The 20,430-nt window shown below is 64.9% G+C and carries 18 protein-coding genes; 11 read left to right on the forward strand and 7 right to left on the reverse strand.

The window, feature by feature from the left end:
- Positions 1-154: 154 nt before the first annotated feature.
- On the reverse strand, positions 155-2,881 hold the full coding sequence (locus NMQ09_RS18390; RefSeq protein WP_255192025.1) for a DNA-directed DNA polymerase: 2,727 nt from the start codon (positions 2,879-2,881) through the stop codon (positions 155-157).
- A gap of 286 nt (positions 2,882-3,167) precedes the next feature.
- Between NMQ09_RS18390 and NMQ09_RS18395 the strand changes: the two genes are divergently transcribed.
- The 3 genes from NMQ09_RS18395 to NMQ09_RS18405 are packed head-to-tail and all read left to right on the forward strand — an operon-like array spanning position 3,168 to position 4,304.
- Entirely contained in the window at positions 3,168-3,332 is a 165-nt protein-coding gene (locus NMQ09_RS18395; RefSeq protein ID WP_255192026.1) for a DUF7331 family protein, read from the forward strand.
- A gap of 49 nt (positions 3,333-3,381) precedes the next feature.
- The gene (locus NMQ09_RS18400; protein WP_255192027.1) at positions 3,382-3,879 is read left to right on the forward strand and encodes a DUF7322 domain-containing protein; all 498 of its coding nucleotides are present in this window, start codon (positions 3,382-3,384) and stop codon (positions 3,877-3,879) included.
- Complete coding sequence (locus tag NMQ09_RS18405) at positions 3,876-4,304, forward strand: DUF7346 family protein (protein ID WP_255192028.1); 429 nt, start codon at positions 3,876-3,878, stop codon at positions 4,302-4,304. Before NMQ09_RS18400 ends, NMQ09_RS18405 begins: the two co-directional genes overlap by 4 nt.
- A 15-nt stretch (positions 4,305-4,319) precedes the next feature.
- Here NMQ09_RS18405 and twy1 read toward each other — a convergent pair whose 3' ends face one another.
- Positions 4,320-5,354, reverse strand: coding sequence for a 4-demethylwyosine synthase TYW1 (twy1, locus tag NMQ09_RS18410; protein ID WP_255192029.1), 1,035 nt, complete (start codon positions 5,352-5,354; stop codon positions 4,320-4,322).
- A 189-nt stretch (positions 5,355-5,543) separates the two neighbouring features.
- Here twy1 and NMQ09_RS18415 point away from each other — a divergent pair, with 189 nt between their 5' ends.
- Positions 5,544-6,011: a phosphate-starvation-inducible PsiE family protein gene (locus tag NMQ09_RS18415; RefSeq protein ID WP_255192030.1), complete on the forward strand. Its 468-nt coding sequence runs from the start codon at positions 5,544-5,546 to the stop codon at positions 6,009-6,011.
- Between the two features lie 56 nt (positions 6,012-6,067).
- On the opposite strand, the gene NMQ09_RS18420 is transcribed toward NMQ09_RS18415, so the two are convergent.
- Positions 6,068-6,745, reverse strand: a complete 678-nt coding sequence (locus NMQ09_RS18420) for a phosphoglycolate phosphatase (protein WP_255192031.1) — start codon at positions 6,743-6,745, stop codon at positions 6,068-6,070.
- A gap of 108 nt (positions 6,746-6,853) precedes the next feature.
- Between NMQ09_RS18420 and NMQ09_RS18425 the strand changes: the two genes are divergently transcribed.
- Positions 6,854-7,180: a hypothetical protein gene (locus NMQ09_RS18425; RefSeq protein ID WP_255192032.1), complete on the forward strand. Its 327-nt coding sequence runs from the start codon at positions 6,854-6,856 to the stop codon at positions 7,178-7,180.
- Between the two features lie 20 nt (positions 7,181-7,200).
- Here the strand turns inward: NMQ09_RS18425 and glpK are convergent, their stop codons facing one another.
- Positions 7,201-8,739, reverse strand: coding sequence for a glycerol kinase GlpK (gene glpK / locus NMQ09_RS18430; protein WP_255192033.1), 1,539 nt, complete (start codon positions 8,737-8,739; stop codon positions 7,201-7,203).
- Positions 8,740-8,941: 202 nt separating this feature from the next.
- Here glpK and NMQ09_RS18435 point away from each other — a divergent pair, with 202 nt between their 5' ends.
- From NMQ09_RS18435 to NMQ09_RS18455, 5 genes are all read left to right on the forward strand, one after another.
- A complete protein-coding gene (locus NMQ09_RS18435) occupies positions 8,942-10,096 on the forward strand; it encodes a Fic family protein (protein ID WP_255192034.1) in 1,155 nt (384 codons plus the stop codon).
- Between the two features lie 144 nt (positions 10,097-10,240).
- On the forward strand, positions 10,241-11,959 hold the full coding sequence (gene glpA / locus NMQ09_RS18440) for an anaerobic glycerol-3-phosphate dehydrogenase subunit GlpA (protein WP_255192035.1): 1,719 nt from the start codon (positions 10,241-10,243) through the stop codon (positions 11,957-11,959).
- A gap of 1 nt (position 11,960) precedes the next feature.
- Positions 11,961-13,250 carry a glycerol-3-phosphate dehydrogenase subunit GlpB gene (glpB, locus tag NMQ09_RS18445; RefSeq protein ID WP_255192036.1) on the forward strand — a complete coding sequence of 430 codons (1,290 nt, stop codon included), beginning with the start codon at positions 11,961-11,963 and terminating at the stop codon, positions 13,248-13,250.
- Positions 13,247-14,611 (forward strand): anaerobic glycerol-3-phosphate dehydrogenase subunit C, encoded by a 1,365-nt coding sequence (locus tag NMQ09_RS18450; RefSeq protein WP_255192037.1) that lies wholly within the window; start codon positions 13,247-13,249, stop codon positions 14,609-14,611. Before glpB ends, NMQ09_RS18450 begins: the two co-directional genes overlap by 4 nt.
- A 282-nt stretch (positions 14,612-14,893) precedes the next feature.
- Positions 14,894-16,975, forward strand: a complete 2,082-nt coding sequence (locus tag NMQ09_RS18455) for a hypothetical protein (protein ID WP_255192038.1) — start codon at positions 14,894-14,896, stop codon at positions 16,973-16,975.
- Positions 16,976-17,045: 70 nt separating this feature from the next.
- Here the strand turns inward: NMQ09_RS18455 and NMQ09_RS21195 are convergent, their stop codons facing one another.
- From NMQ09_RS21195 to NMQ09_RS18465, 3 genes are all read right to left on the reverse strand, one after another.
- Entirely contained in the window at positions 17,046-17,180 is a 135-nt protein-coding gene (locus NMQ09_RS21195; RefSeq protein ID WP_425607246.1) for a DUF7503 family protein, read from the reverse strand.
- A gap of 264 nt (positions 17,181-17,444) precedes the next feature.
- A complete protein-coding gene (locus NMQ09_RS18460) occupies positions 17,445-18,137 on the reverse strand; it encodes a glycosyltransferase (protein ID WP_255192039.1) in 693 nt (230 codons plus the stop codon).
- 74 nt (positions 18,138-18,211) lie between these two features.
- Positions 18,212-19,771 (reverse strand): spermidine synthase, encoded by a 1,560-nt coding sequence (locus NMQ09_RS18465; RefSeq protein ID WP_255192040.1) that lies wholly within the window; start codon positions 19,769-19,771, stop codon positions 18,212-18,214.
- A gap of 182 nt (positions 19,772-19,953) precedes the next feature.
- Here NMQ09_RS18465 and NMQ09_RS18470 point away from each other — a divergent pair, with 182 nt between their 5' ends.
- Positions 19,954-20,403 (forward strand): universal stress protein, encoded by a 450-nt coding sequence (locus NMQ09_RS18470; RefSeq protein ID WP_255192041.1) that lies wholly within the window; start codon positions 19,954-19,956, stop codon positions 20,401-20,403.
- The last annotated feature ends 27 nt before the right edge of the window (positions 20,404-20,430 follow it).

The following is a 20,430-nucleotide window of genomic DNA, read 5'->3' on the forward strand; positions in this document are numbered from 1 at the left end:
TGTCAACCTAAATCAGTTACTTGCTGGCCCCTCGAACACCGCTTCCGTGTCGAGACGCTGGCACAGGTCGCCTCGAGCGCCTCGTTGCAGTCGGGTCTATCGTTCACTGATAGACGTCGCGAAGTGAGGTCGCCTCGGATCGAGGGTCGTCTCCTCACATGAAACTGTCGAGCCCGGTCTGTTCCTGGCCCGACTTCACTTCTTCCCACGAGATGTCGAGCGCCTCGAGGATGCGCTCGATCGGACCCTTGAGCGTCTTTTCGAGCATCGTATCGTAGTCGACCTCGAACGCCTCGGGGATCTGGTCGTCGTACTCGAAACAGATGACGTCCGGGTCGCGCTTGAACGCGCCGTAGAGCGGATCACGCTGGGGATTGTGACCTTCCTCATTCTCCATTCGCCGGAAGAAGGCCGGATCGACGCGTTTCAGGTAGAGTCGTTTGGGCTTGCTCCCGCGATCGAAGTTCGTTCCTAAAAGGAGGTTCGCGTACTTCGCCCCACGAACCTGGGCCGTGTCGGTGTCGTAGTTGTCCAGCCGCTTGCCGATGCCGCCGGGGATGGCGAGTTCCTCGTAGCTCACCTCGCCCGCGCGGACGTCCTCGATGACCTCGTTGACGTACTCCTTGACGCCCTCGACGTCGCCCTCCTTGACGATCATCTCGATGACTCGGTGCTGGACTTCCTTGGTGATCGGTGCGATGTCCGACCGTTTGTACTCGAAGCCCGTGATGTCGACGTCGTCGACGTCCGCACCCTCTTTCCAGACGATGTGGCCCGCATAGCGTTTCTTCGTCCCTGCCTGGAAGAAGCGTCGGTAGAGTTTCTCGAACTCGATCTGGAAGCGGTGGTCCTCGGCACCGAGTTCCTCGCGTGCGAAGTCGTCGTAGCGTTCGTTGACGTACTCCTCGATTTCGAACGATTGCTCGATGGCTTCCTCCGTCGAGACCTCGGGACCAAGCGCCAACATGACAGAATCTGTGTCACCATATGCGACCTGATAGTTCTGCTCGCTTGCTGCGGTTTCGGTAAATTCAATAACCTCTCGCCCTGTTGCGGTTATCGCCGCCGCAGCCTCCTTGTCGTACAGTCGGAACCGGTCCCACCCCGAAACGCCGTACAGAGAATTCATAATAACCTTGACAGCTCCCTGCTGGCGGTCGTACTGTTCGTACTCGGGCGTGCCGGGTTCGTGTTCGTTCCGGAGGGCTTTCTTCTCCTCACGCTCGGCGAGCAGCTCCTTGATCATCTCCCGCATCACGCCGTCGGGCTCTTTCCGGAAGTGGGTCGGGGGCTCCGTCGGCGCGACGAACGTCTCACCGTCGTATTCCTCGGGATCGACTTTCGTCTCCGGCGAGGCGTTGACCGTCACCATACACATCGGGTACAGGCTCTTCAGGTCGAGCACGGTGACGTTCTCCTTGACCCCCGTGATCGGATCGAACACGGCCCCGCCCTCGTACTCCTCGCCTGCCTCCTGCTGTCCCTTCGAGGGTAAGGCGAACCGGCCGTGGGCTTCGTGGAGGACGTACATGTCGACCGTATCGCCGGGCGTCGGCGCATCCTCGAGTTGACACCCCACGAACGAACGCACCTCGTCCCAGAAGGCGATGATCTCCTGTTGACGGTCGAGTTCGACGCAGAGTTCGACGTCCCGAAGGTTGTACTCGAGCAACCTGGTGGGGTCGTCCTCCCAGAGGTCGCCGATGGAGCCGGCGTAGCGCTCTTTCCCAACTCCCAGTTCGGCTTCGCCGACGGCGTCCAGTCGGTACGAATCGAGTTCGGAGAATACCATCCGCTGGTAGGCGTACAGCAGGTCGAAGACGACCCTCCCCTTGACGTCGGGGCCACCCCAGCCGCTTCGCCAGACCTCGCCGATCCGTGAGAGGCGGTCCGGGTCCAGATCGTAGTCGTGGTGGGGGCCCTCGAGGCGCTCGAGTCGGTCGAGGAAGTACGGGGCGTCGAAATCCTCGAAGTTCCAGCCGGTGAGGACGTCAGGGTCCGTCTCGTCGACGTACTCGAGGAAGGCCTCGAGCATCGCCTCTTCGCTCTCGAAGCGTCGAACTTCGTGGTCGATCTCGCCTTCGATGGGGTCGTATTCCACTATCTCGTCGGGAATCTCTCCCTCGCCGTCGGGCGCTTCCCAGACCCACATCACGTACTCGTCACGGTAGGAGTCGTGGCTGGTGAGACAGACGATCGGCTCCTCGCCGTCCTCGGGAAAGCCGGAGCGATCCTCGACCTCGATGTCGAAGGTGAGCACGCGCGGGTCGGCGTCGACGTCGACCGGTTCGACCTCCTCGTGCGGGACGATCAGGCTCCCGTCGTCGGCCCGCCGTTCCGGGACCCGTACTCCGCTTCGGATGTCCTTATCGATCAGAAACCGGTTCGGAAAGAGGATGTCCGCCTCGTAGTGGTCGAAGTCGTCACGAACCTGGCCGACGTCCCGCGGCGTCTGGCCGAAGATCTTCGTGAGGTTCTCGCCACGGATGCTCTCGTAGGGCTCACCGTTTCGGTCGACTTCCCGACTGCCCGTGAGCCGGTCGTACTCCTCCTCGGGCGGACGCTCGAGACTGTCCGTCGGTGCGTAGAAGTAGGGTCGAAAGCCGACGACCTTGACGTGCTCGAGCGCTCGTTCCGGCGTTCGGCCGAAGACGTGCACGATCGGCCGTTCGGCGTCGCCGCGGCCGGCGATCGTGTAGTCGATTTGCATCACGGCCAGCTCGAGTTCCCCCTGGGCGTCGGGCAGCGTCTCCTCGGTCGGGTCGATCACGTCGGCAGCCGGCTGGCCACCGTTGCCCGCGACGTGGACGGCTTCCTCGGCCGGCCGTTCCTCGGGGTCGCGTCCGAAGTCCGCGAGCCCGCTTTGCCCCGTTTCGGTCATGGTACTGGCGTTGACGCGCACCGGATAAAAACCCCGGCAATCGCCCGTCCGGTCCACGCTCTTCCGGCGACCGTATCGAACCCGTCGAAACGAGGGACACCGACGTTCAGCGGGCCCGATAGAACGACGACGGAGAACGGTGATCTCGCCTCGAGCGGAACAGTTCGGGCGTCGTCCAGCACCGAACGGTCCGTTTTGATCGGGGCTCGAAGGATTGGGTGCAACGACAAGACATTTAACGTGGTAACACATGGCATATATCGAGGTGAACGAAGTGTCCACCCGTATGAACGACGATACGACGGACGGCATCGACGGCCGCGACGAATCGAGCGGAATCGACACGATCGAGTCCTACGAAGCGGACGGGTGCGTCGTCTTCTACGACGCGGAGAATCCGCTCGCCTGGGTGGAGGCCACCCGCACGATGCGACTCGAGGATCTCGCCTGAGGCCGAGGAAGGCGAACGCTTTTGCCGATACCGACACCACCTTCGAACAGTGGTATTCGAACGGACCGAACACGAGCCGGAGGAACACGATCCCGAGGCGGACTTTCACGATCCGGACTCGGACTCGCTCACGATTCCCCGGGTCGAGCCGCCGGCCGTGAGGGAGCCGGGAGCCGACCTCGGCGGTGGGGACGTGCCGGCCGACGTCGTCCAGACGTTCTGGATCGTCGTGATCGTGGTCAACGCGGCCGTGCTCGCCGTCTCCCTCGGCGTGATGCTCGTTGCCTTCCGGGGCGATACAGGCACCGGCGGGGGACTCGTCGTCGGTGGACTCGTTCTGTTCGGTCTCGCCTACCGCCGGTACCGGGCGTTTCGGCATCGACAGTCGACCGACGCCGAACGCGACTGGGGTGGCGACGACACCGAACCAGCCGACGCCGAATCGGCCGACGATGAACCGGCGACCGGAAGAGCTTCCGACGCGGACCCGGAGACAGGGAAGGCTTCCGATGCGGACCCGGAGTCGGCCCACGATCCAGAGCCATGAAGACCGTCCGAGACGACGAGGGTACGCTGTATCTCCTGTTGAAACGATCCGAGAGCGCGAGCCTCGTGCGCGATCCGTCGACTGGCAACGAGTGTTACGTCCAGAACGACCGGTTGACGCCCGTCGAGGGCGCCTCACCCCTCGAGACGGCCGCCGCGGGCGTGGGCGAACCGGTTCGACGGCTCCTCCGCGGCGTCCACGACGAGCGAACGCTCGGATTGTTGCTCGAACTCGGCGACGACGGGCCGACGGGCGTGCGCACGATCCTCGAGCGCTACGACTTCTGTGAGAGCGACCTCCACGGCCGACTCGTCGAACTCGTCGCCGTCGGACTGCTCGAGGAGGTCGAGGTCGACGGCGAGCGCGGCTACCGGCTCACCGAGACGGGCGAGCGGGCGCTGGCGGTCGTTCGGGACGCCGAGTAACGGCTCGCTCCGCACTCACTCGCCGGTGACAGGATCGCGGGCCCAGAACTCGCTGTCTTTCTTCAGTTTCGGTACCCAGGTGTCCTCGGTCCTCGAGAGCAGCGCCACCCTCGAGGCCGGCACCTGCTTGAGGACGTCGTGGTCGGGCATGTGCTCCTGTACCGCCTCGGCGAACTCGACGACGCGGTCGTGGTCGGGCATCGAGGACCGATCCAGCCGGCCGCGGGAGTGGCCGACGTGCATGTACGCCTTGAGTTCGACGAAGTCTGGGTCGGCGAGTTCGTAAAACGCGGCGTACCAGTCCGGGCTGTGCATATTTTCGCCCTCGACGAGCGTCGTCCGCAGCACCGTCCGGGTCTCCTCTTTCTCGGCGAGGACGTCCATCGACTCGAGCAGCTTCTCCCAGGCGTCGGCTTCCATCGCCTTGACGACCTGATCGAAGGTGTGGCGCTCGGGGGCGTCGACGCTGACGTAGAGCTGTGTCGGGTCACACTCCCTGAGCACGTCGGGACGGGTGCCGTTCGAGACGAGGAAGGTGGTGACGTCCCGGTCGTGGAAGGCCTCGATGAGTTCGGGGAGGTAGGGATAGAGCGACGGCTCGCCGTCCAGCGAGATGGCCACGTGGCGGGGTTCCATCGATTCCTCGAAGACCTCGCGGGGCACCTCGTCGTTGCCGCCAAAGCCCGACAGGAGCTTCTTCTGGAGCTCGATCGAGGCGTCGGCCACCGCGTCGGGGTCGTCCCACTCGACGTCGTCCATCTCGTAGGCGTGGCCGTTGTGGTCGCGCCAGCAGAAGACACAGCGCTCGTTACACCGGACGACCGGCGTCATCTGGATACACCGATGTGACTCGATTCCGTACCAGATGTTCTTGTAGCACTTCCCCTCTCCTCGCAGGGCGTTGGCCGTCCAGCCGCAGGTCTGGGCCGCCGTGTGGTTCACGTTGTGGTAGTTCGGCGAGTCGACCTGCATCGGCCCGCCGCCGCCATCGCCACCGTCCCGGTCGGCGTCGGCCCCGGCGTCGACGCCCGTCTCGGCGGAGTCGCTCATGTTGCCCTCGCTTGGACAGGGGTGGACAAAAGACGTGTGGTGTGTCGCGAGCCACGGGGCGTCGAGACGGAGCCCGCTCGAGAAGCCGGTAACGGTCGACGCCGGGCGGCAGCGGCGGGTCGGTAGCACCAACATTGATCGGTACCACAACGTGTAGACGACCCCGGCTCCGCTTTTCACTCGAGGACGATGGCCGAGCCCGACGACGCCTCGACGTACCGCCCCGATCGATGGATAGCGCAGACCGAGCACTTCGTGCACTACGTCGAGGCCTTCGCGGCGGCCGTGTTCGCCGTCCTGTTCGCGATCGGCGTCGTCGACCTCGTGTTGCAGATCGCCCGTGCGACGATGACGGGCGAGATCACGGACCCGCTGGTCGTGATCGGCTTCATCGACACCGGCTTGCTCCTGTTGATCATCGTCGAGGTCTACCAGACGGTCGTCGCCTACATCGAAGAATCGAGTACGCATCGGATCGTGCTCATGGTCACGTACACGGGGATCATCGCGATGGTCCGGAAGATCATCACCTTCCGAACCGGCGAGTTCCCCACCACGGAGGACGCGTTAGTGGCTGCGGTCGCGTACACGCTGGTGCTCCTCGGACTGGTCGCCCTGCTGTGGGTCTACCGCTCGAGCGACGAAGTCGCCCGGTAACGGACGGCGACCGGACGACGGGCGGTGCCCACTCGATCGCGACGCGATCGACCGTCTCACCTGTCCGCACGAACTCGCTCGAGCACCGACAGCGTCCCGTCGGCGTGGCCACCCTCGAGCACCTCGTCGGCCGCGTCCCTCGCCGCCGCGTCGGCGTTCGAGACGGCGAAGCTCCGGCCGACCACCGCGAACGTGGAGACGTCGTTCTCCGAGTCGCCGATCGCGACCGCCTCCTCGAGGTCGATGCCGACGTGGTCGGCGACCGTCCGGACGCCGGCGCCCTTGCTCACCGCGGGATCCTTGACATGGAAGGCGTAGCCGGTGTCGACCACCTCGAGGCCGTGGTCGGCGGCGAGCTTTCGAAGTGGCGCCTCGGGCTGGCTGCTCTCGACGGCAATCTCGGTCTCGCGCCAGCGATTGACGGTGTCCTCGGGCCCCCAGCCGAGCGAGTAGCCGGCGGCCTCGTACGCCTCGGCGACGGCCCACGGCGTCTCGGGATCGGCGTTGAAGTGCACGTCGTCGCCGGTGTAGACCACGCCGCCGTTCTCGGCGACGACGAGTTCGGGAATGCCGGCGAAGTGACAGAGCGCGATCGGATACGGGAAGGCCTTCCCCGTGGCGAGGACGACCGGGGCGTCCCACTCGCGAAGCGCGTCGAAGACCCGGGGATCGATGCCCCACCTGTCCGGCCTGGTGAGCGTCCCGTCGATGTCGAGGACGAGCGGCGGCGTCATACTCGTCGGTGGGACGCTCGAGGCCCTAAGTGGGTCGGTTCGCTCGAGTCCCGTTCCAGACCGGGAACCGTCCACAGCGTTATCCCGTTCGTCGTCCTGGGTCCCGGTATGGGAGGCGAGAACGAGCGCGGACGGCCGCGGGATGGTGCGGACGACGACGGACGACGGGACGAGTCGCACGAAGTCAGGCGCGCGGAGCACGAGCCACCCGACGCGCCGCGTACGTGCCACCGTCGCGGCTGCGACGAGCCGGCCGCGTTCGCCGTCCTCGAGCGATACCAGGAGGAGACCGGGAAGGGGACCGTCGAGGCGGAGGCGTTCCTGTGTCGAGACCACACCGACGAGGAGAGCCCCGCGAACCTCGACAGCGCCGCCGACGACTACGTGTTTCGCATCGAACCGGTTTCGGACTCGTCCGACGCGGATCAGGGCTGACCGCGACGTCGACCCAGGAATTACGAACCGTCGCTCGCCCACCCGCGAGCGCACTCGAGGGCCTCACCCCATCGCTCGTATCGCTCGTCGGCGACCGCCCGATCGAGTTCGGGCTCGAACGCGCGGTCGACCCGCCAGTTCTCGCGAAGTTTCGCGAGCCCGTCCCAGTAGCCGACGGCGAGTCCCGCGGCGTAGGCGGCCCCGAGCGCGGTCGTCTCGTCGACGACGGGGCGGACGATCCGCGCGCCGACGAGGTCGGCCTGGAGCTGACAGAGGAAGTCGTTCTTCACGGCGCCGCCGTCGACTTTCAGCGACCGGACCTCGAGCCCGGCGTCGGCCGCCATCGCCTCGGCGACGTCCCTGGTCTGGTAGGCGATCGACTCGAGGGTCGCCCGGACGAGGTGTTCTTTCTGGGTGGCGCGGGTCATCCCGACGATCGTGCCACGGGCGTGCTGGTCCCAGTGGGGCGCACCGAGTCCCGTGAACGCGGGGACGAGGTAGACGCCGTCGGTCGAGTCGACCTGTCGAGCGAGCCGGGAAGTCTCGGCCGGATCGTCGATCAGCGAGACGTCCGCGAGCCACTCGATGGCCGCGCCGGTGACGAAGATCGATCCCTCGAGGGCGTACTGCACCGGCTCGCCACGGCGCTGGAACCCGATCGTCGTCAGCAGGCCGTGGTCGCTCGAGACCGGCTCCTCGCCCGTGTTCAGCAGGAAGAACGAACCCGTGCCGTAGGTGTTCTTGGTGTCGCCGGGTTCGAAGCAGGCCTGGCCGAACAGCGCCGCCTGCTGGTCGCCGAGCGCGCCCGCGACTGGAACCTCGGCTCCGAGGAACCCCTCCGAATCGGTCGAGCCGTAGGTCCGGTCGTCGCTCGAGGGCCGGACCTCGGGGAGACAGGCCTCGGGAACCGAAAACTCCGCGAGCAGGTCGTCGTCCCACGAACAGTCGTGGATATCGTACAGCATCGTTCGCGAGGCGTTCGTGACGTCGGTGACGTGCTCGCCAGTGAGGTTGTAGATCAGCCAGCTGTCGATCGTGCCGAACAGGACCTCGCCCGCCGCGGCCCGCTCGCGGACGTCCGCGGGGCGGGCGCGCTCGAGTTTGATCGGGTCGGCGTGCTCGAGCAGCCACTCGACTTTCGTCGCCGAGAAGTAGGCGTCGGGCTCGAGGCCGGTCTTCTCGCGGATCTCGTCGGTCAGTCCGGCCGCCTCGAGTTCGTCGATCCGTCCCGCGGTCCGGCGATCCTGCCAGACGATGGCGTTGTAGACGGGCGTGCCAGAATCGGCGTCCCACAGCAGCGTCGTCTCGCGCTGGTTGGTGACGCCGATGGCCGCAAGTTCGTTCGGGGAGGCGTCGGCTTCCTCGAGGGCGCCGCCGATTACGGTCTTCGTGTGCTCCCAGATCTCGACGGGGTCGTGTTCGACCCAGCCTGGTTCCGGATACTGCTGTTCGTGTCGCTCGTAGGCACTCGAGACGACCCGTCCCGCGTGATCGAAGAGCATGAATCGGGTGCCGGTCGTCCCCTGGTCGATCGCGCCGACGTAGGTGGTGGCTGTCACGGGTGCTCGTGCTGACGGACTTGCATGAGCGGCATAAGGGTTCGTGGAGTTGTCGGACCGCTATGCCGCTCACATCAACGCCGATTTTGGTTAGCCCGAGGGGCTCGGAATCCACAATTAAGGCTTTCGGCACCGCCTCGATCTAAGTAAAATTTCATAGGTGGATTTTTGGGTTATCGTCGTGAGGTAGTGCCTAAGCAAAATGGCCACCCGAGACCTCCCCGACAGTGCCCCCGGAAGATACGTCCCGTATGGTGACCGACCGTTCTATCTTCCCGACGAGTTGCCCCCGGGTCGGCCGATCCAAATCGACGACCGCCTTCGAGAACTTCTCGACGAGGCGATCTTTCAACTCGGCCGGTTAGACGGGATCAGCGAGGAAACGAGCGTCAATCCAATCGTCTACACGTCCCTGGTTCGCCGTGAAGCCGTCGAGTCCGTACTCATCGAAGGGGCCGAGATCCAACTGGAAGACCTGTTCCGCCCCGACAAGGCCGGTGCCTCTCAGGTTGCCAAGGACATACAGGAAGGCCTGAATTACGAACGAGCCGTTCTGGAGGGGAGTCGGGCAGTCTCCGAAACGGGCGAGATTTCGCTCTCGTTGCTAACACGGTTGCACGACATCTTGCTCACAAATGCTCGTAATGAAGGCGATACGCCGGGGGAGTTTCGAAAAACGCCGGTTCATATCCCACCGCCCGAAGGGCTCGTGGAGCCGTTTATTCCTCCGGCTCCTGGGAGAATCACCCCGCTTATGGAAAATCTCGAGGCGTACATCGAGGAGGGAGGTCCGTACCACGAGCTCATCGACACCGGCATCGTCCACTATCAGTTCGAGACGATACACCCGTTCAGCGACGGAAACGGACGGCTCGGGCGGATTCTCATTACGCTCCAGTTGATCGAGCAGGGATACCTCACGAAACCGTACCTGTATCCGAGTGCATATTTCAACAAACATAAAATCGAGTACGTTACTCGGTTACGAGCCGTCAGTGAGGAAGGTGCCTGGGAGTCCTGGCTCCGGTTCTTCGTCGAAGGGATCAAAGAACAGGCCTTCGATGCTGTCGAACGGACCGACGAACTCCGACAGTTGCGTCGAGAGTACGAAGCCACGTACGGCCACGAAAAGACCGCGGCAGACCGGCTTGCTATGCGACTGTTCCAGCATCCGTACGTCACGACGAACGATGTAGCCGAGATCCTCGACGTCACGACCCAGACCGCGAGAAACGCGATTACCGAACTCGAAGCAGGAGGCGTTCTCGAGGAAACTACGGGGAAAGAACGGTATCAAGAGTTCAAGGCAGTCGACATATTCGATATCCTCACGAGACAGTTCGATCAGTCGAACTGAGAGGCGAATCTCGTCACATCGACACACGGGGGTTTCCACCCGAGTCCTGGCTCGAAACAGATGTCTCGACGTCCGATTGTCGCCCGACCGAGGCAGAACTGACGACAGCGTAAAGACCGCCGCGACCCTCGTGCGAACGAGAGAATGGCACGGGACACCGAGGTCCTCGTCCTCGGGGGCGGGTCGACCGGCTGCGGCGTCGCCCGCGACCTGGCGAGGCGCGGCCTCGAGGTGACGCTGCTCGAGCGGGGCAACCTCACCCACGGGACCACGGGGCGGATGCACGGTCTGCTCCACAGCGGCGCCCGGTACGCGATCTCCGACCAGGCGAGCGCCCGGGAGTGCATCGAGGAAAATCGCGTGCTCCGGGAGATCGCCGGCCACTGCGTCGAGGAGACCGGCGGGCTGTTCGTCAAGCGGCCGGAGGACTCGGCCGACTATTTCGAAGAGAAACTGCGGGGCTGTCGCGACTGTGGGATTCCGGCTCGCGTGCGCTCGGGACGCGAGGCCCGCGAGATCGAACCCTTCCTCGCGCCGGATATCGACCGCGCGCTCGAGGTACCGGACGCGGCGATCGACCCCTTTCGGCTCTGCGTCGCGAACGCCCGCGACGCCGAGGCACACGGCGCGCGAATCGAGACCCACGCCGAGGTCGTGGACGTCCTGCGCGAGGGCGACGACGTCCACGGCGTCGAGGTGCGCCACGAGTCGGGCCCCGGGAAGCGAGTGCACCGGCGATCCGGCTCCACGGAGACGATCACGGCCGAGTACGTCGTCAACGCAACCGGCGCGTGGGCGGGCCAGCTCGCCGGGATGGCCGACCTCGAGGTCGCGGTCCGGCCCTCGAAGGGCGCGATGACTATCACGAACGTCCGGCAGGTCGACACGGTGATCAACCGCTGTCGGCCGAAGGGCGACGCCGACATCGTCGTCCCCCACGAGACGACGGCGATCCTGGGCACGACGGACGTGGAGGTCGACGACCCGGACGACTACCCCGAGGAGCGCTGGGAGGTCGACCTGCTGATCGACCGGCTCGCGGAACTCCTGCCGATCCTGCGGGAGGCGCGGACGATCCGCTCGTTCTGGGGCGTCCGCCCGCTGTACGAACCCCCCGGAAGGGGAACCGAGGACCCGACGGACATCACGCGCGAGTTCTTCCTGCTCGACCACCGCGAACGCGACGGCGTGACCGGGATGGCGAGCATCGTCGGGGGAAAGGTCACCACCTACCGGGCGATGGCCGAAACGGTCGCCGACCACGTCTGTGCCGAACTCGGCGTCCGGGCCTCGTGCTCGACGGCCGACGAGCCCCTGCCTGGCAGCGAGGAACTCGAGGCGGCGATGGACGACTTCGGCCTCCGGTCACCGATCGCCCGCCGGAGCCGACAGCGGCTGGGCAGCCGAACGCGGGACGTACTCGAGACCGACGAGCCGAACCCCGTCCTGTGTGACTGTGAGGGGGTCACGCGAGCCGAAGTCCGGGACGCGATCGCCCAATCCGGCACCGACCTCAACGCCGTCCGCATTCGAACTCGTGCGTCGATGGGCAACTGCCAGGGCGGCTTCTGCTGTCACGCGATCGCGAACGAACTCCATCCCGCACACGACGAGCCGGTCGTCCGCGCGGCGCTCGACGAGTTGCTCAAAGAACGCTGGAGGGGCGAACGCCACGCCCTCTGGGGCGACCAGCTCTCCCAGGCGATGTTGAACTACGCCCTCCACGCGACGACGCTGAACCGCGACCGCGATCCCGCACGGACGGGCGAATCGATCGACTACGGGGCGTTCGATCGGGGGCAGACGGGGGACGGGGCCGGAGCGTTCGTCGGCGAGAAAACGACAGACGGAGGCGATCGCTGAGATGGCGATCGAGGACGACGTGCTCGTGATCGGCGGCGGGCTCGCGGGGATGACGGCTGCGCTCACGGCGGCCGAACGCGCCTCGAGGGTGCGACTGCTCTCGTACAAGCAGAGCACGCTCTGCCACGCCAGCGGACTGATCGACGTCCTCGGCTACGCGCCCGACCGTTCGGGGCCGCTCGTCGACCCGTTCGACGCCATCCCCGACCTCCCGCAGGGGCACCCCTACGAGCGAGTCGGTACGGACGCCATCCGGGAGGCACTCCACTTTTTCGACGCCGTCGTCGGCGACGCCTACCGTGGCGCACACACGGACCGGAACGCCCTCGTGCCGACGGGTGACGGAACCGTCAAGCCGACCGCCCGGTATCCCGCGAGCACGGCCGCCGGGCTGGCGAGCCGGCCTCGAGCCACCTTACTCGTCGGGTTCGAGACGCTGCCCGACTTCGACGCGCCGCTGGCCGCCGCCCACCTCCGGGAGACGGGCGTCCCCTTCGAAACGCGCGGTGTGACGCTCCAGTTTCCCGGCATCCAGCGAGCCGACGCGACGCTCACACGCTACGCCCACCTGCTCGAGCGGGACGAACCCGTCGACGCGGGAGCGGGCGCGGCCCCGGCTCGAACGGTTCTCGCCGAAGCCGTCCGCCCGCATCTCGAGGGCGTCTCCCGCGTCGGTTTCCCGCCGATTCTTGGCGACGAGCATCACGCGGTCGTGCGCCGGGACCTCGAGGAGCGCCTCGGCGTCGCCGTCTTCGAGGTGCCGTCGGGGCCGCCCAGCCTGCCGGGGATTCGACTCGAGCGGCTGCTCTTCGACGCGCTCGAGGAGTTGAGCGTGCGGGTGACGACGGGGGTGCCGGTCGTCGACTACGAGGCGAGCGCTGACGGCGGGCGGATCGAGCACGTACTGGTCGACCGAAACGGACAGCGCGTTCCCTATCGCGCCGACTCGTACGTGCTCGCGACGGGCGGGCTCGTCGGAACGGGGATCGACTCCTCACGCGAACGCGTCTCGGAGCCGATCTTCGACTGTAATGTCGCCCACCCCACGGATCGGTACGACTGGTTCGAAGACGACGCCTTCGGCGACCACCCGTTCGCCCGGTTCGGCGTGACGGTCGACCGGGAACTCCGCCCGCTCGCCGCGGACGGCGAGCCGGAGTTCGCGAACCTGCGTGCGGCGGGGGCGGTGCTCGGCGGCTACGACTACGCAGCCGAGAAGTCAGGCAGCGGGGTCTCGCTCGCGACCGGCTACGTCGCTGGGACCCACGCCGCGGCGGAGGTGCGTGGATGAGCGATACGGGTGGCAGTTCCGCCGAGGACGGCGGGGAGGGGAGCGAATCGGGGCCCACGGACGGCGATGTCCTCGAGACAGATGGGGAGGGTGCGTTCGACCCCATCGAGGTGTTTCCCGAGACCGGCGAACCGGACCTTCGGCCGGGCGCGGACGACTGTTACAAGTGTTCGACCTGCGATACGAACTGCCCCGTCGCGGCAGTCGACGAGGAGTTCCCGGGGCCGAAGTTCCAGGGTCCCGAACAGTGGCGGCTCAAACGACGGGAAGACCACGACATCGACCCCTCGATCACGAAGTGCTCGAACTGTATGCGCTGTGACCACGCCTGTCCCACCGGCGTCCCGCTCTCACAGCAGCACAACACCGCACGCGCCGAGTACGTCGCCCAGCAGGTGAGCCGCTTCTCGCGGGAGTACTGGCGCAACCGCCTGCTGGCGAACTACGGGACGATGGCCCGCCTCGGAAGCCGCGTGCCAAGGCTGACGAACGCCGTCATGGGGCTATCGGCCACGAAGTGGCTCAACGAACGCGTCCTCGGCATCACGAGCGAACGCGAGTTCCCCGAATTCGCGACCGAGACGTTCCGCGAGTGGTGGGCCGACCGCGGCGGCGCGCGGGTCTCGAGCGAGGAGAAGCGCATCGCGTACTTCCACGGCGATTACGCCAACTACAACACGCCCGAGGTCGGAAAGGCGCTCGTCCGGGTGTTCGAATCCTTTGGCTACGAGGTCGCCGTCCCCGACCAGCGATGTTCGGGCACGCCGATGTTCGCCAACGGCATGCTCGAGGACGCACGCCGAGCGGCGACGTTCAACGTCGAGGCCTTCCGTGAACTCGTCGAAGACGGCTACGACGTCGTCTGCTCGTGTACGTCCTGCTCGTTCGCGCTCCGTCAGGAGTACCTCGAACTGTTCGACCTCAAGGGCGTCGAGACCGTCGCGACGAACACCTACGACGCCGTCGAGTACCTGCGAATCTACGAGGACCTCGAGGGAGCCCTCGCCGAGGCCTCCGGTGACGACGGTCAGCCCGCGGCGTTCGCCTACCACACTCCGTGTCACGCCCGCAACCAGGGACTCGACGGCCAGACCGTCGAACTCGGTGACGCGGTCGACGGCCTCGAGGTCCACGACGTCGGCGACTCCTGCTCTGGCATCTCGGGCACCTACGGCTGGAAGCGAGAGCGCTACGAAACCTCGATGACGATCGGCGCGGAGATGTTCGAGCACATAGAGCGCGCCGATGCCGACACCGGCCTCACCGAGTGTCCGACCTGTGCGATGCAGATGGAACACGGGACGGGCTACGAGGTCCGACACACCCTCGAGGTGCTCGCGGACGTGCTACTCGAGCAGTGAGTTGTTATAGTACTCGTTGAAACGAGTTACACCCGGTCACAGCCGAGCGGACAGCCTCGGCCTCGTTGGCGAGGCTGCCCGCCAACGGTCGTGACCGGGTGTGCAATGACTTTCAACGGTTACTATACCGCCGCTGGATCGGCGCCGCCGCTTCCTGACGCCGAAACCGACCCCATGTCGGTCGAGTTATGGGTGGTCGATCGAACCGGACGATAACGTGTAGTAATTTCAGCAATTGGTTTTTATTGATGGGATTTCTAACTGGACAGTCAAGGACGAGGAATGGCGATCGAGTTCGAGGAAACGACGGAGCCGGCGGGTCTCGAGGTGTACGATTCGATCGAACAGCGGCACGTCTACGTCAAAACCCCGACTGCCGTCTCGGTAACGCCCGCAGACCAGGACCGGTTCTGTTTTCCGATCGACAGAGCGTGTTCGATTACAACGGATTCGCTCGTCTTTAGCCAGCGATACTTCGTGAGTGTACACGACGAAACCGGCACGTGTACTCAGAGCCTCGAGACCGGTGATCAGGTGCGCCTCGGCCGGGGGACGCAGTTCGTCGGGCTGAGCGGTCCGATCCAGCTGTACTGTCGGGTCGAAGAGCCTGGTCGAGTCGAAACGAGGATCGACTCGATCCACGTGACGTTCGATCGGCCCGTACCGGTGACGATCGGTGCCAGGTCGCTCCACGACCAGCCAGCCGATACGATTCAGACGCCCGACGACCCTGCGTCGATGATCCAGGCCGTCTCGTCGCTATCGTCGGTGCTCAAAACGACCTCGCCAGAACGCGCCTGGCCGACGCTTCGCGGTCATCCACCGTTGATCGAACGGAGTGACGAACTCGAGGTTCCCGAGGAAATGGCGTCGCCGGAGACGGACGTCACGTTCACGATCCCGCCAACGTACCGTCACCTGTACACGATCGCGCCGCTCTCGTTTTACCTCGGTGCGACGATCCAGCCCGGCTCCGAACCGACGCTCCGGACGTCCCAGTTCGAGTACGCACTCGGGGTCGAAGAGCGGTTCGAAGACGACGTCGCTCGATTGCTAAAGCGGTGTTTCCTCCTCGATTGTCTGGTTCGAACGGAAGGAATGTACCAGTACGAGCTGTACGAGCGAAACCGGCTCGAGAACGTCCTTCCCTTCGATCTTGCCGAAACGTACGAGCTGTCGCTTTCGGAGCGACTCGAACGGTATCTGGAGATACCATACCGAAAGATCGAAACGTACGTTCCGCGGTGGCCACTCACGGCACACGTTCCAGCAACACCAGAATCCGTCGAGTTGCTGCCGTTCATCGTCAACGAACTGGGAATCGTTCGCGAACCACGGGGGCGAATCGTCGACGGAGTTACGCACGTTACGGGAAGCGAAGCGGGACTGGTTCGGTCTGCCGGTGTAGACCGGAGTCCGTCCGAGCCGTCGACGAACGATCCAGGGCCGTTCGTCGTTCCCGACGTCAACGACGAGTCGATCGAACACGCCTGGTTCGGTGATCACGTCCCGCAGACGGCCTCGAAGGCGATGATCGAAGCCTACCGGAGCCAACTCTCCCGTGGTTCTCGGAGTGAGTCGATCGAGATTCTGCTCGTCTGTAACGACGCCCGGATGATCGACGAGCACGATCTACTCGACCAGGCGTACGGAAAACGCGATCTCTTACCGTTCGACGTCACATCGGAGTTCGGCGTCGGCACGGATCAACTGGCCGATCTCCTGACAGACGGCGGATACGACTTCTTGCACTTCATCGGCCACGCGACGCCCGACGGGCTCGAGTGTCCGGACGGGGACCTCGACGTCAGAACGCTCGAGGAGGTCAACGTCGGCGTGTTCTTCCTCAACGCCTGTCGCTCGTACGAGCAAGGGCTCGCGCTCGTCCGCCGCGGTGCCTTCGGCGGGGTGAGTACCCTCAGCGACGTGCTGAACGAACACGCTGTTGAGATCGGCGAGACGATGGCGAGACTTCTGAATCTCGGTTTCCCGCTCAGGGGTGCGCTCGAGATCGCCCGCGAGAATTTGACTGTCGGGGACCAGTACGCCATCGTCGGCGACGGATCTGCGGACATCGCACAGACCGAAGGTGGTGCACCTGCGATCGTCGTCGTCAACGACCGTGAAAATAGCCAATTCGAGTTCGCTATCCGCTCTTATCCAACGAAGGAGTTCAAACTCGGAACGACGACCGCGTCGAATCTTCAATCAGTCGCCGATAGACACCTCAGCCCGTGCTACACCCCCTTTTCAAGGGTCTCTGAGAAATCGTTACAGGAATATTTGACGTGGACGGGGATGCCAGTACTGACTGACGACGAGTTACGCTGGAACGACGGAATTGGACCGATGCTGTTCAATTAGCACTTCCAGCTAAGTGGGCAACGAGTTGTACCGACAACGAGAAGTAGCCTTTTAGCAGCGATTTGAATACTTACGGACCAACGTGGGAATTGGTACCTGCAGCGACCGTTCCAATCTGGCTGAGCAGCACCATCAGGGTGAACAGGACGCCAATCATTCGGGGGTTCTCTGCGAGGTACGCTTTCATGCTGTCTTTCGCGGACATTGTACTTCAACGGTTATTTCCAAAGGTAATAAAAATATCTTAAAGTTTCATATGGTTATTTACATAATACTACTAATATTAGAGTGATTTAGCAGCCGCGGCCCAGATCGGCGGATTCGGCGTTGAATTATCGATCAAATCTATGAAGCATTCCGGTGGTCGTCGGAGACGGACGAACATGGTTTCAACGCGGTTGTATTGCCCATGGCTATTCTAGCTGGGTGTAAAAGTATTCTCACTCTTCGACGTGGGGTCGAACCGCGCTCAGTACCTGGCTCGAAGCCGATCTACGTCTTCGTCGAGGTAGTACGCGAGCGTTCCCGTCAACCCGAGGTCGGCGATTCGTCGGCCCGACGTCTCGACCAGCACCTGCGGACAGTAGCCGGTCGGCATCGTCCGCCCGAGGTTCCGGCTGAACGCCGTGTCCTCGTTCGGGACGTCCGGGAAGCCGCCAACCTCGTCGAACGCGTCGTGGTGGACGACGCAGTTGAACCCCGGGAGGATCGGGCGCTCGAGTCGCGAAAAGACGTGGTTGATCGCCGCCTCCACGACCTTTGCCCGGCGGGGGCCGGTGATGCGGCAGTACGAGGACGCGGCTGCGAGGCCTTCCGCCTCGAGGAAGCCGACCATCGCGGTGAGGTAGTTCGCCCGCAGCTCCGTGTCGGCGTCGACGAACGCCAGCCACTCGCCGGTGGCGTGAGCGGCCCCGAAGTTCCGGCCCGCGCCGATGCCCGTGCCGCGCTGCTCGAGGAGCGTCGCGTCGTACTCGCGGGCGATCGCCGGCGTGTCGTCGCTCGAGCCGTCGTCGACGACGAGCACCTCGTAGGCGAGGGCCGTATCGAGGCTCTGAACGCTCGAGAGGGTCCCGCGGAGGTACGCTTCCTCGTCGAACGCCGGGACGATGAAACTCACGTCCGGCTCGCTCGGGTCGGTCGATTGGGCGTCCGCCGGCGTCATTTCACTCGCCGGTACGGTCACGCGGTCGGGTAATAGTGCTATCCGTTCTCGTCGGCGCGTTCAGTCGAGGAGTGTTAGCCTGTCACACTGGCGACGGCCCCGGCCCCGGCCCCGGATGTAATCCGTGGCTGTTCGAGCGGATCGCCTGCCTCACTGTCGGTCTCCTCGACGACGTACCGCTGGCCCATCATGGGATCGAGGAGGCTGTCGACGGGGGCCCGGTCGTCCTCGAGGACCGGCGCGTCGCCGGTGTCGACGTCACCGACGTAGTAGTCGACCTCCTCGGTCAGGTCGATGCCGATCTCGCGCTCGTCGTTTCGGTCGTGGAGTTCCGCCTGGGTGAGTCGGCCGTCGGCCTTGGTCGCGACGAGTTCGACGTTCTGGACGGCGCTCGACTCTGACGTCCGGAAGGCGTACACCTGTGGGAACGCCTCCTCCATCGTCGCGTACTGCGAGCGGTAGAACTCCGAGGCGGGGCCTTCCGGTGCGGAGACGACGTTCGCCACCAGGACGCCGTCGTCGCTCAGCCGGCTCTCGGCGAGCGCCATGAACTCGCGGGTCGTCATCTCGAAGGGAACCTTGTCCTGTCGATAGGCGTCGAGGACGATCGCGTCGTAGGTCTCGTCGGTCTCGGCGAGGAAGCTCCGGCCGTCGCCGGTGTGGACGGTCAGCCGCTCTGCGTCCTCGTGGTCGAGGTCGAAGTACGTCTCGGCGGCGGCGGTCACCTCGGGGTCGAGTTCGACGACGTCGACGGTCACGCTCTCGTCGCGCTCGAGGAAGCTCTTCGGGCCGGTGTAGCCGCCCCCGCCGACGAACAGCACGCGCTCGAGATCGTCCGGGTCGTCGGCGAAGAGGTACGGCAGGTGGAAGTAACGCGTGTACGCGAAGACGTGTCGGTCCGGATTCTCGAGGTCCATCGCGCTGTGGCGCGCGCCATCCAAGTACATCGTGCGCGTGTCACCGTCGTCGATCACCTCGAGGTGCTGGTACGGCGTCTGGCTCTGGTAGACGACGTCGCCTCTGACGTCGACCCCGGCCGCGCCGCTGCCGACGGTCGCGAACAGGACGAGCAGTGCGACGACCACCGAGGCGGCGACGGGCCGGAGCGTGGGGTCGGGGAGCGTGATGACGAGCGCGGTGGCGATCAGCAGGATGCCGAAAAAGAGACCGATTCCCTCGACGCTCGTCGCGGGGATGAGGACGAACGTGGTCCCGGCCGTGCCCAGGATAGAGCCCGCCGTGCCGAAGGCGTAGACGTCGCCCGACGCTTCGCCGGTGTCTGCCTTGTGTGAGAGTTCCGCGGCGTACGGGCTGATGAAGCCGAGCAGGTACGTCGGGGGGCCGAACAGGAGGACGATCGCCGGCAGGGAGGCGTACCGACTCGGAATCGGAATCGCCGCGGTGTAGACGAGGAGGTGTTCGCGCGTGAAGAGCAGAAATGCCAGGTAGACGGCCGTCAGCAGGAGGACCCAGACCAGCCGCTCGTTCGACGCGTGGGTCGCGGCGCGCTTGCCACCGCGCCAGTAGCCGAGCGCCAGCGCCGCCAGGAAGACGGTAATGACTCCGCCCGTAGTGTAGATGTGGCTGCCGAACTGGGGGACGACGACGCGAAACGCGAGAATCTGGAGCCCCATACTCGCGACGCCTGAGACGAAGACTGCGAGTTCCGGTTTCGTTAGCCGTCGCAGCGGAAGGCCCCGAACTGCACCCATTACAGTACTCAAGCGGTCCCGTCGGTGAGTATGTGTCGTTGTTCCCGCGGCCGTCGCAGTCGTAGTATGATATATAATACCAGGGAGTCAATAGCGGGACGATCATGTACGATCGAATTCTCGTGCCGACGGACGGGAGCGAACAGGCGATTGCGGCGATCGACGACGGGATCGAACTCGCCCAGCTGACCGGGGCGACGATTCACGCCCTCTACGTCGTCGAACCGATCCCCCTGGGCCGGTTCCCGGCCGGAATCGAGGCGGCGGGAAGCGATTGGGACGACGTCGTCGACGAACAGAAAAGCGAGGGCAAACGGGCCGTCGAGACGATCGCTGAACGCGCCGCCGACGCCGGCGTCGACGTCGTCGAGGCGATCGAACACGGCAAACCCAGCGTCAAGATCCTCGAGTACGTCGACGATCAGGACGTCGACGCCATCGTGATGGGCACCCACGGGCGAACGGGCGCCGGCCGCCTCATGCTCGGCAGCGTCGCCGAGAAGGTCGTCAGACAGAGCGAGGTTCCGGTGCTCACTGTCCGGATGACCGACTGATCGATCGTCGGCGGAGACGGCGGAGCC

This window comes from Natronobeatus ordinarius (assembly GCF_024362485.1).
In the GTDB taxonomy this organism is placed as follows: Archaea; Halobacteriota; Halobacteria; order Halobacteriales; family Natrialbaceae; genus Natronobeatus; species Natronobeatus ordinarius.